The organism is Paenibacillus sp. Z6-24 (assembly GCF_054161335.1).
In genome coordinates this window covers 2,665,411-2,686,584 of the sequence record NZ_CP096398.1, presented here as the reverse complement: position 1 = coordinate 2,686,584, position 21,174 = coordinate 2,665,411, and the positions used below count along the sequence as shown (strand labels likewise).

Sequence of the window (21,174 nt, the reverse complement as noted above, 5' to 3'; positions counted from 1 at the left end):
GCATCAGGTAAGTGTGTGGAAGGAGAATAATAGATGAAGTGGAGCATGAGTAAATCGCTTCTTATATGGCTATCCCTGGTTTTCCTTCTGTCCGCCTGTTCATCAGCAGGCAGCGACAACGCTCTTATGAGTGAGGCTGTACGTGAGCAGCTTCAGAATTCCAAAGAAGATCAGGGTCAGACCATTACCCTCAAAAAAACAACCGATTCAAACATAGATCAGCGTGCAGGTGGAAGACCTGACGCTTCGGAATACCAGATTCAGACGAGACTTACCGATTTCCAGCTGCTTAGCGCGAGCTCAGGCGTGGCCTGGGGACTGACCCGCAATGAACTGCGTATCTATGTGACACAGAGCAACGGCAAGATCTGGGACAATGTCTCCCCCGCCAAGACGGTTTCGTTCTCGGAGCCGCCGGTGTATGGCAGCAGCATTTTCTTTTTGAATCAGAAAAACGGCTGGGTAGCCCGCAATGCCAATGGTGTGGGTCAGACACTGATCCTGCATACGATGGACGGCGGCCAGAACTGGAATGTAGCTACATTCAACGATAATGGCACCGTGCTTGGGATGTACTTTATTAATGAGAAAACCGGCTGGGTCATGACGTCGACAGATGAATCAAACCACCAGCAGGGCAAGGCATTTTACCGTACGGAGGATGGTGGAGACAGCTGGACAAAGCTGATGCAAAATTCCACCTATTTGAATTCGTCAAAACCGACATCCAATGAACTCCCACAGAACGGTACACTGATCGGCATGTCTTTCCGGGACAACAAGCATGGCTTTGTAACCCTGGAGCAGAATGGACGACCAAGCCTGTACACGACAGCTGACAGCGGCAAGACCTGGACAGCCAGCGCGCAGTTCCTCAGCAAGGAAGTGGAGAGCTGTGACCGGATTACGACCGGTAAACCGCAATTTTATGGTACAAGCAAGACGAGCGGCTGGATGAATATCGGCTGCGTCAAAGGAACACAAACCAGCTATTCCGGCTACTTTACCGAAGATGGTGGGAAAAGCTGGATACATGTGGCCTATACTCTCAAGCCGCAGACAGGAATAAATCAAGCGATGGGACCGACTTTTCTCAACCGCAAGCAGGGATGGTCACTGATCGATGGCATTGTATATACTACGCAGGATCAAGGTCATACCTGGAAGGCACTGCCGGCCAACGATACCTTGCAGCAGACACTCGCCAATTATCCTGAAATGGCGAAACTGCAATTCTTCTCTGAAGATGTGGGCTGGCTGCTGGTCGCCAAAAATGAAGAACGACGTTCACTGCTCATGCAGACGACCGATGGAGGCAAAAGCTGGCATGTGCTTTAATAGTTAAAGATTTATTTTTCATTTTCTTCCATTTGAATATACGGAGTTACCTTGGTCTGTTGAATAACAGAGAGGTAGCTCCTTTTTTAATACTTTTAAAAAAATAAAAAATAATCTAAAATTCCAAATCATTTGTGAAAAAAATCACATAATAAGTGCGGAGGATCCGTTATGATTGGGGTGTAGAAAAAACAAGGAGATGATTGAGATGAAAGCCAACGTCCAAGAAAACTTTACCCATTATTACATGACCCTCTGTTACAACTGTGAAGAAGCTGCCAAATGCCAGGATGAAGAAACTTGTCTCGCATGCTGGGCAGACCAAGGCTTATTCGATGGAGAGAAAGATGATACACAGGAAATGCTGCAAGCCTACTATGCATAACCATCTGGCTGGTATTCTCCAGATCAGGCGTCAGCAAGATAACATCCTTTTAGAGAAATGGAATCTAAATCCCGGCAGCTCCTAAACCTCCACACTTCCAAAGTTAGCGAAGTGTGGAGGTTTTTGCGTTGGGCAGCCGCAGGCTGACAAGGGGTGACAGAATTGCGTATACTAAAGAATGGAAAGAAGCCATGTTTCGGGTGCGGTACAATCGTTGAATAGTGCAGTAGAGGACAGAGTGTGGCGCTGTCTATGCATCATGGACGAACATTATGCAGCTATTTATGCCAATTCGCAGTAATGGAGGAGATCGATCATGAAATATACATCAAGCACAGTAATTATAACCGGCGCAGCCCAGGGGATCGGCAAGGCAGTAGCAGAAGGGTACGCTGCAGAAGGGGCAACCGTATTTCTGAGCGATGTACAGGAAGCAGAGGGGGCAGCGACGGCGGCCAGGATTCGCGAGCAGGGAGGACAGGCACATTTTTTACCCTGCGATGTACGCAGCGAGGCCGATGTACAGGCTTTTATCCAGGAAGTGGTCAAGACGACAGGTCAGATCGATGTGCTGATTAATAATGCCGGAATCAGCCGCTGGAAATCGCCTTATGAACTGACGGTAGATGAGTGGGATGAAGTGATGAATACGAATGTAAGAGCATGCTTCCTCATGTCACGGGAAGCTGCCAAGGTAATGCGGGATCATGAGGGCGGAGCGATCGTCAATATCTCATCTACCCGGGCACATATGTCCGAACCCAATTCCGAAGCGTATGCCGCTTCCAAAGGAGGCATTACCGCACTCACACATGCGCTGGCTGTATCTCTGGGACCCGATCATATCCGAGTTAATTCCATTAGCCCTGGTTGGATTGAGAATGGCGACTACAGTGCACTGAAGCCGGAAGATCATACCCAGCACCCGGCACAAAGGGTCGGCAAACCGGATGATATCGCCAGAGCCTGTCTGTTCCTGACGTCCAAGGACAATTCCTTTATTACCGGTGCGGAGCTGGTGATCGATGGAGGTATGACCCGGAAAATGATCTATATCGAATAGGCGGCAGCCTGTTGGGATACGGGGCATGATCGAATAAGGAAAAATTCCGAGTTAAACGGAAATCCCAAAGCCAATAAATATATTCTCACATAAAAAATAACCCTAAAACCTGTTTTCCTTATAGGAAGGCAGGTTTTTAGGGTTGGTTGTATGCACACGAATACTTTTGTTTTATAAAGACAACAGGTAAGCGTACCAGCACGTTAATTCGATTTAAGCAAGCAGCAAGCAGCAATTTTCTTTAACGCACCGCCGAAGCAAAACGCTGTGCCCATTTTTCCTTGAACAGCGGCAGTGTGCTGTCTCCGAATATCTCTGCTTCTTCCAGGTGCGGATAGCTGGAGAGGATGAATGAAGTCACGCCGGCCTCCGCGTATTCCATGAGACGGTCCGAAACCTGATCCGGAGTACCGACAAACATCAGTGCACCGCCGGAGCGTACATTGGACAATCCTGCCCACAGATTCGGTCCAACCATAAAGTCATTGTCTGCAGCCGCATCACGAATCTGATTTTGGCGGTTCTGACCGGTCGCACCGGTTTTGCTAAAGGCAGCTTTGGCACGTTCAATCGTCTCGGGATCGATGTCCTTGATCAGATTGCGTGCAGCTTCCCATGCCTCCTCTTCCGTATCACGCACAAGCACCTGTGCGCGCATGCCGAGGCGTAGCGGACGGACACTGCCATGCTGGTCCGCGTACTGCTGCTGTACTTTCTGAATCTCTACGATCTGTTCCTTAATCATCTCCAAGGGTTCCGACCACATCAGGAACACATCTGCGTATTCGGCGCCGACACTCTTGGCCATAGGAGAACTGCCGCCAAAGTAAATCGGAAGTCCGGGCTTTTGTACGGTATCCGGACGGCTAACACCGCCGTTTACTTCATAATAATCGCCTTTGAAATATACCTTGTTATCCTGAATGGAAGCATCATCACTGGAGCCAAACTCGGTAGAAGCAAGTCCGGATGCCTGGGACCACACCCCTTTAATAATATCCAGATATTCACGGGTTCGTGCATATTTCTCGTCGTGAGCCCGTGCGAGCGGGTCGCCCAGCTCTTCCAGATCATCCGGTGAGCTGCCGGTTACGATATTAATGCGGGCTCTGCCGCCGGATAGTGTATCCAGCGCAGCAGCCATACGTGCAGTCAGCACCGGAGCGATCAGACCCGGTCTTACGGCAACGAGAGGCTTGAGCGTCGTGGTTGCTCCGATAATGGCAGAACCGACCACCCAGGAATCGATGCAGGCGCCGCCTGTAGGAATAAGGACAAACTCAAAACCGGACTGCTCTGCAGTCTGTGCCACTTTGGTCAAATATTCGAGTGTCGGCTTGCGCTCAGACTCGCGCCCCAGGCTGGTTCCGTCTCCCATCGTAGGCATAAACCAGCCAAACTCTACTTCATCCCGTTGAATATGATCAGATGCTGACATAGTAATTGCTCCTTTAAAAGGTATATTTGAAAAGTTATATTACCTATAACTTTATCTCTTTGGTTAGTAAACTAATCCGACAAGCATACTTGGTATAAATGATACTAGCATTTTCGCTATAAAGTGTCAATTGGTTTGTAAGATACGGTAGGTAACAATATAACGTGTCGTACAAAATGACTAGGCCGCCTTTTAGATAGAGAATATCTGGCTGTTCGTTAAATACTGTTCGACAAATGCTGCTCGGTAAATCTGGAAAGTGGACAGATCAGCACTGGTGGTGAAGGAACCGCCTTTGCGATAAGATAGAAAGCAAATATAAATGTACGGTAATCATTCGATTATCTATTTATGCCGGCTTTCAATGAGTTATGACAATATCCAATATCATCATGATCATATGCAAATAACAAACACCGGATCGATCTGGATGAGTAAAGGGGATGGAGATAATGAATACGAATATACAGCAGAAAGATCAGCTCAGTATTGGTGAAGTGGCAGAGCGTTCGGGTCTCAGTGTGCATTCGCTTCGATTTTATGAACGGGAAGGGCTGCTATTATCGACACGTATTACCCGGGATGGAGGTGGGCGGCGACGTTACAGCGAATCCGATGTGGAATGGCTGTACATTTGCACCAGACTACGAGCTTCAGGCATGCCGATTGCCCAGATTCGTCGTTTTGCCGAATTGGTGCGCAGCGGTCCAGGCAATGAGCATGAGCGGCTGGCTATCTTGAAGGAACATCAGCAGCAGGTCATCAAACAGATGGAAGAACTGAACGATTGCCTGAAAGTGATCACTTTCAAAGCGGATGTATACGAGCAGCACTTAAACCGTAATGAACCCGAGCAAACCTGGGAAAATCAGCGTTTTAGCGCCCTAAACACAGACGATGAAAAATCATAAAGTCACACTTGACCTAGAGTGAACTCTAGCTTGTAAAGTTATACTATCATCCACGAAAGGGGAGAATGAATAATGCAGCAATCTTATACAATAACACCACAACACAAGCTGGATTCAGGGTTTGGACATGACAGTACGGCTAACGAGGTATTGGAAGGAATCGATCTTCACGGTAAATGGGCTCTGGTCACAGGAGGATATTCCGGTCTCGGACTCGAAACGACGCGAGCACTGGTAAAAGCAGGCGCTTCCGTTATCGTACCGGCTCGTCGTCCGGATGCAGCTCGTGAGGCGCTGGTCGGTCTGGAAAATGTAGAGGTGGATGAGATGGATCTGTCCGATCTGGATAGTGTACGTGCTTTTGCCGGACGCCTGCTGGAGAATGGACGCAGTATTGATCTGGCACTGCTGAATGCTGGTGTAATGGCTTGTCCGGAGACACGGGTAGGCCCGGGGTGGGAGCTGCAGTTTGCGACCAATCATCTGGGGCACTTTACCCTGATTAACCTGATCTGGCCTGCACTAACGGCAGGAGATGGCGCGAGAGTCGTGGCGACTTCATCGACAGGCCATCATATCTCACCGATCCGCTGGGATAATCTGAACTTCGAAGGGAATTATCAGAAGTTCGAAGCATACGGTCAGGCCAAAACGGCAAATGTCCTGTTCGCGGTTGAACTGGATAGACGTGGCATCGAGCAGGGCGTACGTGCATTTGCTGTACATCCGGGCGGTATTCTGACGCCGCTGCAGCGTCATCTGCCCAAAGAAGAAATGGTCGCGCTGAACTGGATCGATGAAGACGGAAATGCAGTCAATTCGGAGTTCAAATCACCTGAGCAGGGGGCAGCGACCCAGGTCTGGGCAGCTACTTCTCCACAGCTGGAAGGCAAGGGCGGCGTCTACTGTGAAGATTGTGATATTGCAGAGATGAATGTTCCGGATGGAACGCGTTCCGGTGTCAAAGATTATGCAATTGATCCGGAGCAGGCCAAGCGTCTGTGGGATCTCTCCGTAAAATTGACCGGGGCAGACCTATCCTCAGATGATCATAAATGAATAGAGTAAAACAATGGTGCTTCCTGTTCGGGTAAGCGGGACGGGTAATATACAAGGTATGGCATTTTACTTTCATTCTGCGGGAGGAATGTAATAATGTTAACCGAGCCTTATCGCCCGGTCGCTTATCGTACAGAGCAGAAGGTTACCCGTCATACCTGTGTGAACACCGGACAGCGTGAAATACTGCCGCTGGCAGCTTTAGTACAGGCGATTTTCACGGAATCGGCTACATCCTCCTATACCCGAATTGGTGGTCATGCTTCGTTTATAAACTTCTTCTAACTTAGTATTATGTTATCCTTTATGCGATACATTCTTTGAATACTTGCTGGTTTGGTTAATGCTTTTATTCATACTGTATATGAAAAACGCCGCTGTTACGGATCTTTATCCGTACAGCGGCGTTTTTTGGGTGGTATGCATTTTTAGCATAGCTATTTGACAGATGCAACGTATACTTTTCCTTTACGATGAGGCCATGTATACGCCGGGCATTCTGTTCACTACGTTACTTATTGTGCAATTGAATCGTTGTAATCCTGCAGCTTCTGGGTAATTTGAGCGGCTGCATCATCAAGTGCCTGTTTTGGCGATTTGGAGCCGTTGATTGCTTCTTCCATCGCTGTCTCGGTCAACTGACGGGCTTCCGGGAAGATTCCCATAACTGCGCCTTGTGTAGCAGGATCGATTTTGGTATTGTGCAGCTGATTGACAGCTGTCTCGAACTGCGGGTATTTCTTCATGTTTTCCTTGATCAGATCTTCGTCGTAGGCTTTTTTGGTAATTGGGAAATAACCTGTGTTTACATTCCAGTAAGCTTGAGTAGAAGGCTCGGTCAGGAACTTGATAAATTTCCATGCAGCCTGCTGTTCGGCTTCCGGTTTGTCGTTCATAATCCACAGACTTGCGCCGCCTACAATTACGCCGCCTTTGCCTTTGTAATCGGCAGAAGGCTTGGGAATAGGAGCAGTGCCGACTTCGAACTTGCCTTCAGCTGAGCTAACGATACCGCGCAGGGAAGCAGTGCTGTCCATCGTCATGGCGATCTGACCGGCTGCAAAAGCTTTTTTGGTATCATCGGTTTTACGACCGAGGTTCAGCATCACACCGTCATCGACCATCTTTTTCCACCATGTCAGTGTATTTACGGCTGCATCGGAATTCAGCATGGATTCGGTCGCCAGACCACTGCGTCCGTTGCTGTTGTTGAGCAGTTCTACATCCTGATTGGCAAGCAGCTGTTCCATCAACCAGCCATAGATCGGGAAGGAACCGCCGGATTGGCCGTCTTTGGTCAGTGCTTTGGCTGCTTTCTCCACATCGGCATAAGTGGTTGGTGGATTCTCGGGGTCCAGACCGGCTGCTTTGAAGGCATCCTTGTTATAGTAGAGAATTGGGTTAGACGTGTTAAAAGGCATGGAGTACAGCTTGTTATCAAATGTATAGTAGCTCAGAATATTTTCTTCCAGCTGGGATACATCGAATTTATCGGCATCGATAAACTGCTGCATTGGCGTAACCGCCTGGGAATCGATCATGAAACGGCTGCCGACTTCGTACGTCTGCATCATGGTCGGACCGCTGCCGGAACCCATGGCTGCCTTGAATTTGTTCAGCCCTTCATCGTATTCACCCTGGTACACGGCTTCTACCTGTACATCTTTCTGGGAGTCATTGAACTGCTTGACCAGACTGTCTACGGTTTTGCCAAGCTCACCGCTCATGGAGTGCCACCATACGACTTTGACCGGGCCGGAGGAAGCTTCACTCTCAGCGGCAGCAGCCGGTTCGGAACCCTGTGAAGATTGTCCGCCGCTGCAGGCTGCCAGGAATAGGAACAGACTCATGCCGAGCAGGCTCCATTTGCGACGCCAAAAAGGTTTGAATTTCATGATGAACATTCTCCTTTAATATAATTAGTAGGTTACTCTAATAAATGAAGCGGATAAAACAGATAAAGCAGATAACACTTACCACAGGCTGCACTGCATCCTGCATACCATACGTATGATGTGCACAAGCAAGAAGTGCCGCTTCTCAATTAAGAAGACTTGCTGCGAGTAGGGATCAGCCTTTCAGCGCACCTGTCGTCAGACCGCCAACCAGACGTCCCAGTCCGATTGCGAGCATGAGCAGGGAAGGCAGCAGCACCAGCACAATACCGGCCATGACCAGATTCCAGGCGGTCATCTCGGCAAATTGCAGCATACTGATGCCGATCTGTACAGTACGCATATTCTCCGTATTCGTAATCAGCAGCGGCCACAGATACATGTTCCAGTGATTGAGGAACGAGTAGACCCCCAGTGTAGCCAGTCCCGGCATGGCGAGCGGCAGGGCAAGCGATGCGAAAATACGAATATGTCCACAGCCGTCAATACGCGCCGCTTCCATCAGTTCTTTGGGCAGCTGGAGGAAAAACTGGCGCATTAGAAACGTACCAAAGGCAGTGGCGAGAAAAGGCACGGTCAGTCCGGCATAGGAGTCGAGCCAGCCCCAGCTGCGTACGGTCAGATAGTTGGGAATAACGGTAACTTCCCATGGTATCATCATCGTCGCCATAAACAGTGCGAACAACAGCTTGCGCCCTGGAAAACGCAGAAAAGCGAATGCATAGGCTGCCATGGAAGCGGTGATCAGGTTGCCGACCGTAATAATTCCACTGGTCAGAAAGCTGTTAACGATAAAACGGATAATTGGAATAGCAGTAAGTACATTGGCAAAGTTGTCCAGATTCAGGCTGGTCGGGAAAAACTTTGGCGGGTATGTAGCCGATTCTGACTCGGTCATCAGTGAATTGGATAAAGCGGTCCAGAAAGGAAACAGGATCAGGATCGCAGCGGCAGCCAGAATCAGATAGGCCAGACCGGTGCGCAGGATGTTGGGTCTCACTGGTAATGCACCTTCTTTTCTCCAAATTTGAACTGGATGATCGTCAGGATCAGGATGAGTACAAAGAGTACAAGCGCCTGCGCGCTGCCTGAGCCAAACCGAAAATTAACAAAAGCGTCCTGATACAGATTGTACACAAGCACATTCGTGCTGTTCATCGGTCCCCCTTTGGTTAATATATGAATCTGTCCGAAAGACTGAAACGCACCGATCATTGAAGTGACACTTGCAAAGAAAATCGTCGGCGAGATCAGCGGCAGGGTCAGCTGAACAAAAGTACGCATTGGCCCGGCGCCATCCATTTTGGCACTCTCATAAATGTCTTCCGGTACGCCTTCCATCCCGCCGAGCAGCAGGATGAACAGAAAGCCCAGATTCATCCATACGGTCATGATTGAAATGGATATCAGCGCCCAGTCCGGATCGGTCAGCCACTGTACAGTCGGCAGTCCGGCTACCTGCAGCAGATAGTTGAGCGTACCGAGCGTGGGGTGAAACAGCACCATCCAGATGACCGAACCGGTACTGACCGAGATGGCCAGCGGAAGCGAGAAGATAAAGCGGAAAACTTTGGTTCCTTTCAGATGCGTCCGGCAGATCGCAGCCAGAATCAGTGCGAGTACAATAGAGGTGGGTACCGTGAACAGCATAAATTCAAACGTTACCCAGAGGCTGTTCAAAAAGTGACCGGAATCAAACAGCTTCTCAAAATTGCGCAATCCGATAAACTTGGCGACCTCGCCACGCGGAGTGGTGGAATGGACACTCAAATATACGGACTTGATCAGCGGGTAAAACAGGAATATGCCGAACAGCAGGATGGAAGGTGCCAGGAACATCATCGCCAGTACATATTCATGCCAGCGTCTGGCCCGGCGCGGCAGACGAACTGCCGAACGAGTATGTTGAATACCGGACTTGACGGGAACCGCAGAAGACTTGTCCAAGAATCTAACCTCACTTTCATTAATCATTCATAGAACGGAAAACAGGATATTCGCCGTTTTGTGCTCACCTGCTAAAGTATAAAGAGCAGATGTTAACGGAAATGAGCAGGATTGTAAAAAAATTGTAAGTAAGCCATATCCCTATTTGACTGTGCCTGTTTTAGAGCTATAATATAATCAGGTATCGTCTATCCTTACATATAGAAAGAGGTGAATGCATTGGGAAATTGATGATACATGTACAATGGCTTCAAATTCAAAAATCTAATATTCGAAGGAGGTGAACCCGCTGCTGTCTGATGAAATGTTGCAGCAGACAGTGCGGGAGATACACTTGACTGACCCCTTACCCAGTTTGTGGAATTTATTTTTTGTATTCATTCTTGTTTTGTTAAATGGTTTTTTTGTTGCGGCGGAATTTGCAATGGTCAAAATTCGCAGCAGTCGTCTGGAGACGCTGGTCGATGCAGGTAATGCACGAGCACGCTTTGCCCAGTCGATCGTCAGTAACCTGGATGCCTATCTATCGGCATGTCAATTGGGAATCACACTGGCTTCCCTGGGGCTTGGCTGGATTGGTGAACCGGCAATCGCTGGACTGATAAGGCCGATATTTGCAGCAATTGGCTGGAATAATGAAGTAGCCGTACACAGCGTATCGATTATTATTGCCTTTGTGGTAATCACGATACTGCATATTGTACTCGGTGAGCTCGCACCCAAGTCACTGGCAATCCGCAAAGCGGAAAGTGTGACATTGTGGACAGCCGGACCGATGTTCGTATTCCATAAAATCATGTATCCTTTTATCTGGATGTTGAATGGCATGGCGAATGCCCTGCTGAAGCTGTTTGGAATCGCTCCGGCATCCGAACTGGAATCCGCTCATACAGAAGAAGAGATACGCATACTCATGAAAGAAAGCAACAAGAGCGGACTGATCGATAATACCGAACTGGCGCTGGTTGATAATATATTTGAATTCGCAGATACAACCGCCCATGAGATTATGATTCCACGTACGGAGATGATCTGTCTGAGTCTGCACGCTTCTCGTGAAGAGAATCTGCAGATTGCCTTTGATGGCATGCGCACCCGCTATCCGGTATGTGATGGCGACAAGGACCATATTGTCGGTTTCCTGCATATCAAGGATCTGATGCGTTATCAGATTACAGACTCCGCAAAACTGATTCGTCCGATTATTGCTGTACCGGAATCGATCAAAATCAGCGAACTGATGAAGCTGATGCAGCGTGGCAAGACACAGATCGCGATTTTGATTGATGAATATGGCGGTACAGCCGGTCTGGTAACACTCGAGGATATTATGGAAGAAATCGTCGGAGAAATTCAAGATGAGTTTGACCATGAACGTCCAGCGGTAGAGCCTATCAATGAAATGACGTATTCCATTGATGGACTGATGCTGATCGAAGAGATCAACACCCGCTTCTCGCTGGATCTGGATTCCACCGAATATGATACCATCGGCGGATGGCTGTACTCTCGCGTAGAGTCGCTGCCCCCGCAAGTAGGACAGAGCGTGGCACATGACGGGCACTTATTTGTAGTGGAAGAAACGGAGAACAAGCGAATTTCCAGAATCAAGCTGGTCATTACGCAGTTTGCTGTTACGACCAATCAGGCTTTGGCCTGAATATAGTTAAAAAAGGACTGCTCATTTGAGCAGTCCTTTTTCTTTAACCTGGTAAGATGGGTCAGTTTAAATCGAGACTTAATGCAAAGTAAACATAAGAATACTCCTTACTCGTTGTATCTACATGAATTCGAATAGCTTTATAATTTTTGTTGAATAAATCAATGGGAGGGCTTGATTGTCTAAATAGTGAACTAGGGTGAAATAGATCGGTATAGATTCGCTCCCAGCCATGTTCACTTAATGCTTCTACATTAATCAACGTCATTCCATCGTCTACAGCGGTTTCTAATATCAACTGGTTAAACTGTTGACCAGGCTCTGCAACAATAGGATATACTTGATAGTTCAAACCTGAGCCATCCTGTACTACATCAATAACACCATCCAATAAGCCGATATAGGGCGGTGGACCTGGAGGATCTGGGTAAGGATAATCAGGATCATAAGAAAAATCCTGCTTTTCTGCAGTGGAAGTGTCAGCTGCCTGCGCTGTTGAGTGAAAAAAGGAACTGCTGAACAAAAGAGGGATTAAAAATAAATACACTAATAAACGTTTTAATGATTTCATAATATCTCCTCTCTGTAATAAGGAAATCTGTTCTCCAATCGGAGAAACAATAGGGCAGATATACTGCTACAATCTTTAAAATAACCACCTCATTTCATACTTTTATAATTTTGTTTAGATATTTTGTATCCGCTATCAATATAACATGCCAGATAAAATAAAATACATATTTTTCTAATAATTCAATAAAATAGATTATTAAATAGTAAAAACCGGGCTGCTTAGCAGTCCGGTTTTTACTATTTAATATTTAAATCATACTAAAATCAATTAACGGCGGCGGTCCGCTTCTTCCACATCCGCATTGACTTCTTCATCCGCTTCGTCAATTTGCAGCTCGGTGTCGCCTTCGCCTTTGTCCTGGTAGACTTCAACCGCTTCACCCTGTTCGATGTGCTGGTTACTGCCGTCAATATCGTTGGCAGCAAAAGTCTCGACACTCTCGGTAAAGTTATCGTTACTTTCCCGGCCTTCGGCCAGATCATTATAGTTATGAACTTCACGCTGTGCACTAAGTGCAGGAGAGTCGGCTACTCCGTAATCCTCAACTGCCTGCCAGGCGCCTGCATCATCAAAGCGGCCTGTATTCTGCTGACGGTTCTCGCCGGAACCTTTGGCTGCCGGAGTAATAATATCTTCTTCAACAGGGCGGTAGTCGCTCACATTGTCATGCGGACTCTCATCGACCAGATACGTAGTAAATGGCAGAGCCTGCAGGCGTTCGAATGGGATTTCTTTGCCGCTTACTTCGCTGACACCATATGTTCCATTTTCAATTCGTTCGAGTGCGGCATTGACTTGATCCAGCGTATTGTTCATCTGATCATCAATCGCCAGATCGCGTCCGCGTTCGAATGTCTCTGTACCGAGATCCGCGGGATGGTTATCAACAGCAGTCAGTTCACCGGTAGACATGCGCTGCGATTCGATTGTGCCGTCGTCCATACGATCTTTATCCGCTTCAAAATGGTGTTCCAGCTGCTGCTTTTCCTCCAATAAGCTGTTTTTCAATTCCTCTATTTGAGATTCCGTTAAATGTTTCATGATTACAAACTCCCTTCCGTCTTTGGCTGCATATAAGGCTGTACCCGATAGGTAATCGCCTGTTCTACCTCATTTACCCTTCTTGCGAGCGAACTAATCTTTTGCTATCTGGCTTGTTTTGGAATGGGAGGGGAGGAGCAGTTAACGGAAAAGCCCAGATATTCCATTAAGTATTGCTTAAACGTAAACACTACTATTTATTTGTAAGTTGTTAATAAAAGGAAGGTTATGGTTAATACAAAAAGAGTTAATACAAAAAAGAAATGTGATTTCTGCTTATTTTATTTTTCAGCACATGTATGACCTTATGCCAGCAGATGATACTCTTATGAACACATCCGGAAAGGGGAATGATGATGAAGGCATTAACTTATCAGGGTAAACAAAAGGTAAAAGTAAAAGAGGTAGCGGATCCTACAATCAAGAAGGACGATGATATTATCGTCCGGATTACGTCGACAGCGATTTGCGGATCGGATCTGCATATTTTCAATGGTGAGATTCCAGGTATGCATGATGATTATGTCATCGGACATGAACCGATGGGGATTGTGGAAGAAGTAGGACCGAATGTAACCCGAGTGAAAAAGGGTGACCGCGTGGTTATCCCGTTTAACGTAGCCTGTGGTGAATGCTTCTTCTGTAAAAACCAGATGGAAAGTCAATGCGACAATGCCAATGAAGAAGGGCCAAAAGATACAGGTGCTTATTTCGGCTTTTCGGACACATACGGTGGATATGCAGGTGGACAGGCCGAGCTCATGCGTGTGCCTTATGCCAACTTTATTCCTTTTGTGATTCCCGCAGAATCGGAAATGCCGGATGAGCAGGTACTGTTCCTGTCTGACATCATTCCAACCGCTTACTGGAGTGTAGAAAGCGGAAATGTGAAGCCGGGAGATACGGTTATCGTACTGGGCTGCGGTCCGGTTGGATTGCTGACTCAAAAGTTTGCCTGGCAAAAAGGAGCAAAACGGGTCATCGCGGTAGACCATGTTGATTATCGTCTGGCTCATGCCAAGCGTACAAATAACGTGGAAGTCGTCAATTTCAAGGAAGTAGCGGATGTGGATCAGTATCTGCTGGAGCTGACCAGCGGTGGAGCGGACGTTGTTATCGATTGTGTAGGACTGGATGCGGAGAAATCCGCGGCAGAGAAAGTCGCTACCAATCTCAAACTCCAGGGTGGCGGCCTGGGCGCCTTTAATATGGCTTCCAATGTAGTACGCAAATTCGGTACGATTCAGGTGACCGGCGTATACGGACTGCGTTACAATATGTTCCCACTGGGCCATCTGTTTGAGCGGAACATCAAGCTGGCATTGGGCCAGGCACCGGCGATTCATTATCTGCCGGAACTGTTCCAGCAGGTCGTCAGCGGCAAATTCGATGCGACCGATATTATTACGCATAAAATATCGCTGAGCGATGCAGAGCGCGGATATGATATTTTCAATGACAAAAAAGAAGATTGTATCAAGGTTATTCTGCAGCCTTAAAGCATTGGCAAGCCAGGCGATGAACAGTCAGGTGCCTACGTAGGCAGCCTAATCACTTTCTTATTTCCGACACGGCATATGTATATAATACGCAGGTTCCTTTTATAACTGCTGTGGATATAACAAAAGGCAGCTCCCGATAATGGGAAGCTGCCTTTTTGGTATGCATTCAGGCGCAAACCAAATGATATGCCTATTGCCCGATTAATACAAGATGCCCAGCTGCAAAGGAAAAGAGCTGCGTATCTTACTGGGATTAATCATTCTTTAGAATGCCCAGCCGCCCTGTTTGAATACAGGCTCCTGCTGGCCGTCTTCGGTAATGCCGTAAATATCCATTTCGCCGGAACCAATCATAAAGTCCACGTGTACCAGACTGTTGTTGAGACCGCGCTCGGTCAGCTCTTCGCGAGACAGCTCTTTGCCGCCCTGCAGGTTAAAGGCGTAAGCACTGCCGATCGCCAGGTGATTCGATGCGTTCTCGTCGAACAGCGTGTTGTAGTACAGAATATTGGACATGGAAATCGGGGAGCGGTGAGGGACCAGAGCCACTTCACCGAGGTAATGGGCGCCTTCATCCATTTCTACCAGATGTTCCAGCGTTTCCTGGCCTTGCTCTGCTTCCACGCCAACGATGCGTCCATCTTTGAACGTCAGTTTGAAGTTATCGATAATCGTACCGCCATAGCTGAGCGGCTTGGTGCTGCTTACATAACCGTTGACATCGGTTTTTAGCGGAGCGGTAAATACTTCCTCTGTCGGCATATTGGCGATAAAGGCATCTCCACGCTGACTGATACTGTCGGCAGCTGCCCAGATATGGCCTTTTGGCAGGCCGATGGTCAGGTCGGTGCCCGGTGCCACATAATGAAGCTGTTTGTAAGCTTTTTTATTCAAATAATCGGATTTTTCATTCAGTGTCTTCACATGTTCTTTCCATGCAGCTACGGCATCGCCGTCACCGACACGGACGGATTTGAAAATATAATCCCACATCGTGCTGATCTGTGCTTCCGGAGACTCATCCGGGAATACTTTCGCTGCCCAGGACTCGGAAGGTACAGCGACAATCGACCAGCTGAGCTTGTCGGATTGTACATATTCGCGGTATTTGGACAGCACTGTGCTGGATGCTTTTTGGGAAGCGGCAATACGCTTGGAGTCAATACCTTTGAGCAGGTCGGGATCGTCGGCTACGACATGCAGGACAGCTCCGCCGTCTACAGCCAGCTCTTCCATCTCGGCAGCATACCATTTGGGACCGATCTCAAAAGATTCATCCGGCGCCAGTTCATAGCGCAAACGGGTAATCTGATCATCATTCCAGTTCACTTTGACCAGAATGGCACCAGCTTCATAGGCTTTACGTGTCACAAGGCGTACGAATTCTGCTGCATGGATCGGAGCGTTAATAATGAAGCGTTGTCCCGGTTGGATGTTCACACCCACACGGACAGCGAGCTCAGCATATTGTTCTAGCTTTGTTTGGAAATCTGACATGAGTAATTCCTCCATTTCAACTACCTGCATAGGTGTAGGCTTCGCCTGCGGAATAATGGTTCTCCAGGCAGGCGGGATCACAAACAATGATCCGCCCTACCTATTCTACAGGAACCGAAGCAGCTTGAAAACTGTAAACGCTTATTTCCAGCCCTATTATCAATGTATATAGTTACATATAATGTAAGGTGAGTTGGAACATTACTGAAAATAAGCTAGAATCCATGTTACTTCCCGTTGTTAAATGAGAGGAAACGTGTATATAACTATATAGCGGTTTAACCATATATTTCAGCCGGATGCAGGAGAGAGGTATCGATATGAATACAGATTGGAAAGCAGCAGAGGAAGCGCTGCGCAGGATCGGAGTTAATGGCAGTGAAGATAATGAGCTTGTTGTAATCTCGGGATATGCCGATGGTGTCCGGTGTATCGGGATTGGTACGGATGCAGCAGTCTTCACGTACGATCAGGCTCCAGGTTATGCCTACAAAGTCTTCGCACCACAGGCAATTAGCAAAATTCCGGTAGAATTCTCGGTATACGAGAAGCTGAAGGGTGCCCCCTTTTTCCCGGTATGTTATGGATATGGAGCGAATTATCTGGTGATGAGCTATGAAGTGGGTCCTACACTGCAGGATTGTCTGCTGCAGGGAATTGAAGTACCGGAGCAGGTTATTCTGGATGTGGAGGCCGCCCGGAAATATGTGCGGGGTGTCGGCCTGAATCCACGGGATATCCATCTCAAAAATGTAATTGTGCAGGATGGCCGTGCCAAAGTCATTGATGTATCCGAATATGTTCAGGAAGGAGATGACAAGCGCTGGGATCATCTCGTATGGGCCTATTATCAGTTCTACGACCGGATTGCAGGCAAAAGTATCCCCTCCTGGGTGCTGGATACGATCAAAAACTGGTATTCGCGGGTTGATCGGATCAATAATAACCTGAACCTGGAGGAGTTTGCCAAGCGGGTAGGAGAGCTATTCTCCAAATATATGAAGTGAAATGCTTTAGCTTTTTTTTGTGAAAATAATCGGTATTGATTATAAAAGCGAAAAAGCTGCAATTCTCTCTAGGAGAATGCAGCTTTTGTTGTGTCCGGCAATAATCTACCAGTCGGTTTGTATGGTATATGCGGACCGGTTCAGTATCTATAGCAAGCAGACATTTATATCAAGGTCATCCGGCGCAACCATTCGACTCATACAGGTTTAAGAAATAAAGGATAACGATGTCTGGTTTATACTTTGCAGAAAGCGATCATCTGCTGCAGTTCTTCGGCCATAGCGGACAGATGTCTTGCAGAAGAAGCAACATCTTCCATAGTGGACAGCTGCTGTTCGCTGGCTGCATTCATTTCCTGAATACCTGCAGAACCCTGCTGGGACAATGCACTCAGATGCTCCATCGCTTCCGCGATCGAATGCGATTTGCTGCCGACGTTGAGGATTTTTTCCCGTGTGCCGCCAATTTGCTGGACGGTAGTTACCACGGACTGCTGAATCGCTTCGAAAGCTACACTTACACGCTTGCTGCTATCGACGCCAGCTTGGACATTTTCCACGGAATCGGTAGCCTGAGCGACTGCATTCTGGCTTTCTATCTGTACATCACTGATCAGCTGAGTGATCATAGTGGACGATTCTGCAGCACTTTCAGCCAGTTTGCGAATTTCTTCAGCGACTACAGCAAAGCCTTTGCCTGCTTCACCGGCACGGGCCGCTTCAATTGAAGCATTCAGTGCCAGCAGATTCGTCTGTTTGGCAATTTGCTGAATGGCTGAGGAAGCGAAGCTGATCTGATCGGATTTATTATTCAAACTGGTCATTACATTGAGGTTATCATGAATGCCGGATGATAGACGCTGAATAATATCTGTAATCTCACGTACTTCATTTAGACCTTCATCGGCTGCATCTTGCATAGAACTCGTCAGCGTATGGATCTGGGCACTGTTGTTCTGTACATCCTGCATCTGCTGGGCCATATCATTCACCGAATCGGTAACATGAATAATCGTATCGGTCTGGGAAGTGAAGCCGGTGGACAATTCACCGGATGATACAGCAATATGGGAAGACGCCTGGGCGGTCTGCTCTGCACTGGCTGTCAACTCCTCGGAAGCGGCAGACAGGGTCATGGCACTCTCATCGACACTTTTGATAATTTTGCGCATACTTCCAACCAGCACGTTAAATGCTTTGGCAACCTGCCCGATCTCATCTCCGGCATCATGCTCGGCGACGACAGTCAGATCTCCGGCTGCTGCCGAAGTCATCAGTTCCTGTACATTACGCAGCGGACGTACGATCAGACGGACGATCCAGATGCCGAGCAGCAGGGAGACGAGAAGACCGGCAGCGGATACGATAATCGTGACGAGAACAGCCTGTTTGTAGCTGGCATCTGCATCGGTTTTACTTTGGGCCGCTTCATTCATCATGTTATTGCGAATCTGGTTCAGCAGATCGTTGAGGCTTAGGCGGATATTTTCCAGATCAGCATAGGATTTTTCCGCTTCGGTCATATTTCCTTCAGAGACCAATTTCACTATATTGTCACGGGTAGCGGAGAACGTCTTGGCGACTTCAACAAGCTGGGCAGCCAATGGTTGGTTCTGTGCACTAAGCTGGGTCTGTCCGACAATATTATATTGTTTCTTTGTATCTGCTGCTGTGGTCTGAATCTCGGTTACCCACTGCTGGATATTCGCTGCATTATCCGAGGCAAATATTTTGAGCAGTCGGGTAGCATTGGAACTGTAATTGATAATGATCTGGTCCATCGCGGTAATCGGCTTGATATTGTTGGAATACATATTGGTGGCTATGTCGGACATCTGTTCTGTGGAACGAATGCCATTAATGGAGATGGCCGCCAACACCAGCAGATTGACGATGATAAGAATAATAATCTTGGTACGGACTTTCAGGTTTTTCATGAGAACAGCCTCATTTCAATAAAGTTAACAACAAGAGTGGATTCTGAATTCAAATCTTAAAGCGGGATAGGGCATGCTGTAATTTCTCAGCGAGTTCGGACAGATAGCGCGCAGAGCCGGAGACTTCTTCCATTGTGGATAGCTGCTCTTCACTGGCAGCACCTGTCTGCTGAATTCCTGCAGAGCTCTGCTCTGTAATAGCACTTACATGCTCCATCGCTTCGGCGATTTTCTCGGACTGACGGGCAACTTCCTGAATCATTTCACTGGATACGATAATCTTACCGGAAGTGGCTTCGACAGACTCGCGGATCGCTTCAAAGGCCGTATTCACACGGATACTGCTTTGTACACTGGCACTGATGCTGGCAGAAGACTGATTCACCTGCTCTACTGCAGCGCGGCTGCTGTCCTGAATTGACTGCACCATATCGGATATTTCTTTGGAAGATTCGGCTGCACCGGTAGCCAGTTTGCGGATTTCTTCAGCAACGACAGCGAATCCGCGTCCGGCTTCTCCGGCACGGGCTGCTTCGATCGAAGCGTTCAAGGCCAGCAGGTTAGTTTGCTTGGCAATCTGCTGAATTGCAGAAGATGCCAGCCCAATCTGATCGGATGTGGTATTCAGCTGTGTCATCACGCGCAGATTTTGTTCCATATCTATGGATAATCCCTCAATCAAGCGGGTAATTTCATTAACTTCCTTCAGACCATTATGAGCGGCTGTGGTCATATGCTCGGTGAGTTTGTTGATTTCCTGACTGTTGGTAGATACATGACCCATCTTCTCGTACATGGAGCTGACGGACTGATTTACCTGGTTTACGGATGCAACCTGAGATTCGATACCGGTAGACATTTCATTGGTAGCGACAGCGATATGTTCGGCTGCCTGGGCAGTCTGCTCGGCACTTGCAGTCAATTCCTCGGAGGATGCGGACAAGGTTAGCGCACTCTCATCCACCTGGCGAATAATCGCTTTAACATTGCCTATCATGGAATTGAAGGAGCCGGTCACAACGCCAATCTCATCTCTCGACTGATAATCGCCGGTAACGGTCAGATCGCCATCGCCAGCCATGCTCATCAGATGCTGCAGCTGATGCAATGGGCGGGTAATCATCTGACTGATGATATAACCGAACAGCAGTGAAAGCAGGATACCGGCGGTGATCACAGAAGCAAGTATTATTTTGGACCAGTAGGCAGAAGAGTCGATTTGTTCATTAGTAGCAGCTGCTTCCTGAGTAAGCTCCTCGTTCAAGCTTCGGGTTGCCGCATTCATTTTCTCGCGGATCGGTTCAACCTTGGACGTGAACAGGTCGTAGGCTGCTGTGTTATTATTTTGCAATGCAAGAGATTCTACTTGTTGAAGTAAGCTTTGGTACGTATCGAGATTGTTTTTGTACTGGTTGTACAAATCGGTCGACGTGGAAGTAAGAGCGGTGGAATCTAAGTGCTCATACAGCTTCTCATTGGAGGCTGTCCGTTCCTGAATCGTAGCCTTCAGTACTTTATTACGCTGTGGATCGCGGGTGATCATTAATTCCATAATCGCGGATTCGATCGCACGGTTATCAATAATGATCTGATTGATATCCATACTGGCGAGCATATTCTGGGTGTACATCGTTTTGGTTTTACTGGCAATCATACTGGTTGTCTGGTATCCGGTAATGCCCACAACAGCCATAAAAACAAGCGTAGTGGCGAGCAGTACAAGAATTTTGGTTTTTACTTTCAAGTGGCGCACAGACAGTCTCCCCTTATTGTCAAAGTAGTGGCGTTATTGCCTTAATATAAAAGGATTAAAAAGATAAGATGTTAAAGCTGATTGTCGAAAATTGACAGCAGCGTTACAATAGATAAATAGGCATTCACTCTGGAACATTAGCCTGTAGATAAGCGAGAAACGAAGAG

Annotated in this window: 18 protein-coding genes; 9 read left to right on the top strand and 9 right to left on the bottom strand. The window is 47.6% G+C overall.

Going from position 1 to position 21,174, the window contains the following annotated elements; all coding sequences use genetic code 11:
- The first annotated feature begins 33 nt into the window (after window positions 1–33).
- From M1D61_RS11710 to M1D61_RS11700, 3 genes are all read left to right on the top strand, one after another.
- Window positions 34–1,338 carry a WD40/YVTN/BNR-like repeat-containing protein gene (locus M1D61_RS11710; RefSeq protein WP_458118677.1) on the top strand — a complete coding sequence of 435 codons (1,305 nt, stop codon included), beginning with the start codon at window positions 34–36 and terminating at the stop codon, window positions 1,336–1,338.
- Between the two features lie 208 nt (window positions 1,339–1,546).
- Window positions 1,547–1,723 carry a hypothetical protein gene (locus tag M1D61_RS11705; RefSeq protein ID WP_017812139.1) on the top strand — a complete coding sequence of 59 codons (177 nt, stop codon included), beginning with the start codon at window positions 1,547–1,549 and terminating at the stop codon, window positions 1,721–1,723.
- 316 nt (window positions 1,724–2,039) lie between these two features.
- Complete coding sequence (locus M1D61_RS11700; protein WP_458118675.1) at window positions 2,040–2,786, top strand: SDR family NAD(P)-dependent oxidoreductase; 747 nt, start codon at window positions 2,040–2,042, stop codon at window positions 2,784–2,786.
- A gap of 241 nt (window positions 2,787–3,027) precedes the next feature.
- Here M1D61_RS11700 and M1D61_RS11695 read toward each other — a convergent pair whose 3' ends face one another.
- Window positions 3,028–4,224 (bottom strand): LLM class flavin-dependent oxidoreductase, encoded by a 1,197-nt coding sequence (locus M1D61_RS11695; protein WP_458118674.1) that lies wholly within the window; start codon window positions 4,222–4,224, stop codon window positions 3,028–3,030.
- Between the two features lie 452 nt (window positions 4,225–4,676).
- On the opposite strand from M1D61_RS11695, the gene M1D61_RS11690 reads away from it, so the two are divergent.
- From M1D61_RS11690 to M1D61_RS11680, 3 genes are all read left to right on the top strand, one after another.
- Window positions 4,677–5,135 carry a MerR family transcriptional regulator gene (locus M1D61_RS11690; protein WP_458118672.1) on the top strand — a complete coding sequence of 153 codons (459 nt, stop codon included), beginning with the start codon at window positions 4,677–4,679 and terminating at the stop codon, window positions 5,133–5,135.
- 72 nt (window positions 5,136–5,207) lie between these two features.
- Window positions 5,208–6,194, top strand: a complete 987-nt coding sequence (locus tag M1D61_RS11685) for an SDR family NAD(P)-dependent oxidoreductase (protein WP_458118670.1) — start codon at window positions 5,208–5,210, stop codon at window positions 6,192–6,194.
- 96 nt (window positions 6,195–6,290) lie between these two features.
- Window positions 6,291–6,479, top strand: a complete 189-nt coding sequence (locus tag M1D61_RS11680) for a hypothetical protein (protein ID WP_458118669.1) — start codon at window positions 6,291–6,293, stop codon at window positions 6,477–6,479.
- Between the two features lie 230 nt (window positions 6,480–6,709).
- Here M1D61_RS11680 and M1D61_RS11675 read toward each other — a convergent pair whose 3' ends face one another.
- From M1D61_RS11675 to M1D61_RS11665, 3 genes are all read right to left on the bottom strand, one after another.
- The gene (locus M1D61_RS11675; protein WP_082096688.1) at window positions 6,710–8,089 is read right to left on the bottom strand and encodes an ABC transporter substrate-binding protein; all 1,380 of its coding nucleotides are present in this window, start codon (window positions 8,087–8,089) and stop codon (window positions 6,710–6,712) included.
- Between the two features lie 175 nt (window positions 8,090–8,264).
- On the bottom strand, window positions 8,265–9,089 hold the full coding sequence (locus tag M1D61_RS11670) for a carbohydrate ABC transporter permease (protein ID WP_046214278.1): 825 nt from the start codon (window positions 9,087–9,089) through the stop codon (window positions 8,265–8,267).
- Complete coding sequence (locus M1D61_RS11665; protein WP_458118668.1) at window positions 9,086–10,063, bottom strand: carbohydrate ABC transporter permease; 978 nt, start codon at window positions 10,061–10,063, stop codon at window positions 9,086–9,088. Before M1D61_RS11665 ends, M1D61_RS11670 begins: the two co-directional genes overlap by 4 nt.
- A gap of 277 nt (window positions 10,064–10,340) precedes the next feature.
- On the opposite strand from M1D61_RS11665, the gene M1D61_RS11660 reads away from it, so the two are divergent.
- Window positions 10,341–11,696 (top strand): hemolysin family protein, encoded by a 1,356-nt coding sequence (locus tag M1D61_RS11660; protein WP_046214277.1) that lies wholly within the window; start codon window positions 10,341–10,343, stop codon window positions 11,694–11,696.
- A gap of 61 nt (window positions 11,697–11,757) precedes the next feature.
- Here the strand turns inward: M1D61_RS11660 and M1D61_RS11655 are convergent, their stop codons facing one another.
- Window positions 11,758–12,267: a hypothetical protein gene (locus M1D61_RS11655; RefSeq protein WP_458118667.1), complete on the bottom strand. Its 510-nt coding sequence runs from the start codon at window positions 12,265–12,267 to the stop codon at window positions 11,758–11,760.
- A gap of 270 nt (window positions 12,268–12,537) precedes the next feature.
- A complete protein-coding gene (locus M1D61_RS11650; RefSeq protein WP_458118665.1) occupies window positions 12,538–13,311 on the bottom strand; it encodes a conjugal transfer protein TraR in 774 nt (257 codons plus the stop codon).
- A gap of 356 nt (window positions 13,312–13,667) precedes the next feature.
- Between M1D61_RS11650 and M1D61_RS11645 the strand changes: the two genes are divergently transcribed.
- On the top strand, window positions 13,668–14,810 hold the full coding sequence (locus M1D61_RS11645) for a zinc-dependent alcohol dehydrogenase (RefSeq protein ID WP_458122490.1): 1,143 nt from the start codon (window positions 13,668–13,670) through the stop codon (window positions 14,808–14,810).
- Window positions 14,811–15,077: 267 nt separating this feature from the next.
- On the opposite strand, the gene M1D61_RS11640 is transcribed toward M1D61_RS11645, so the two are convergent.
- Entirely contained in the window at window positions 15,078–16,310 is a 1,233-nt protein-coding gene (locus tag M1D61_RS11640) for an aminopeptidase (protein WP_458118664.1), read from the bottom strand.
- A 320-nt stretch (window positions 16,311–16,630) separates the two neighbouring features.
- On the opposite strand from M1D61_RS11640, the gene M1D61_RS11635 reads away from it, so the two are divergent.
- Complete coding sequence (locus M1D61_RS11635; protein WP_458118662.1) at window positions 16,631–17,317, top strand: serine/threonine protein kinase; 687 nt, start codon at window positions 16,631–16,633, stop codon at window positions 17,315–17,317.
- Window positions 17,318–17,553: 236 nt separating this feature from the next.
- Here M1D61_RS11635 and M1D61_RS11630 read toward each other — a convergent pair whose 3' ends face one another.
- Together M1D61_RS11630 and M1D61_RS11625 are read right to left on the bottom strand one after the other, a co-directional pair.
- Window positions 17,554–19,254 carry a methyl-accepting chemotaxis protein gene (locus M1D61_RS11630; RefSeq protein ID WP_458118660.1) on the bottom strand — a complete coding sequence of 567 codons (1,701 nt, stop codon included), beginning with the start codon at window positions 19,252–19,254 and terminating at the stop codon, window positions 17,554–17,556.
- Window positions 19,255–19,303: 49 nt separating this feature from the next.
- On the bottom strand, window positions 19,304–21,007 hold the full coding sequence (locus M1D61_RS11625) for a methyl-accepting chemotaxis protein (protein ID WP_458118659.1): 1,704 nt from the start codon (window positions 21,005–21,007) through the stop codon (window positions 19,304–19,306).
- Window positions 21,008–21,174: the final 167 nt, after the last annotated feature.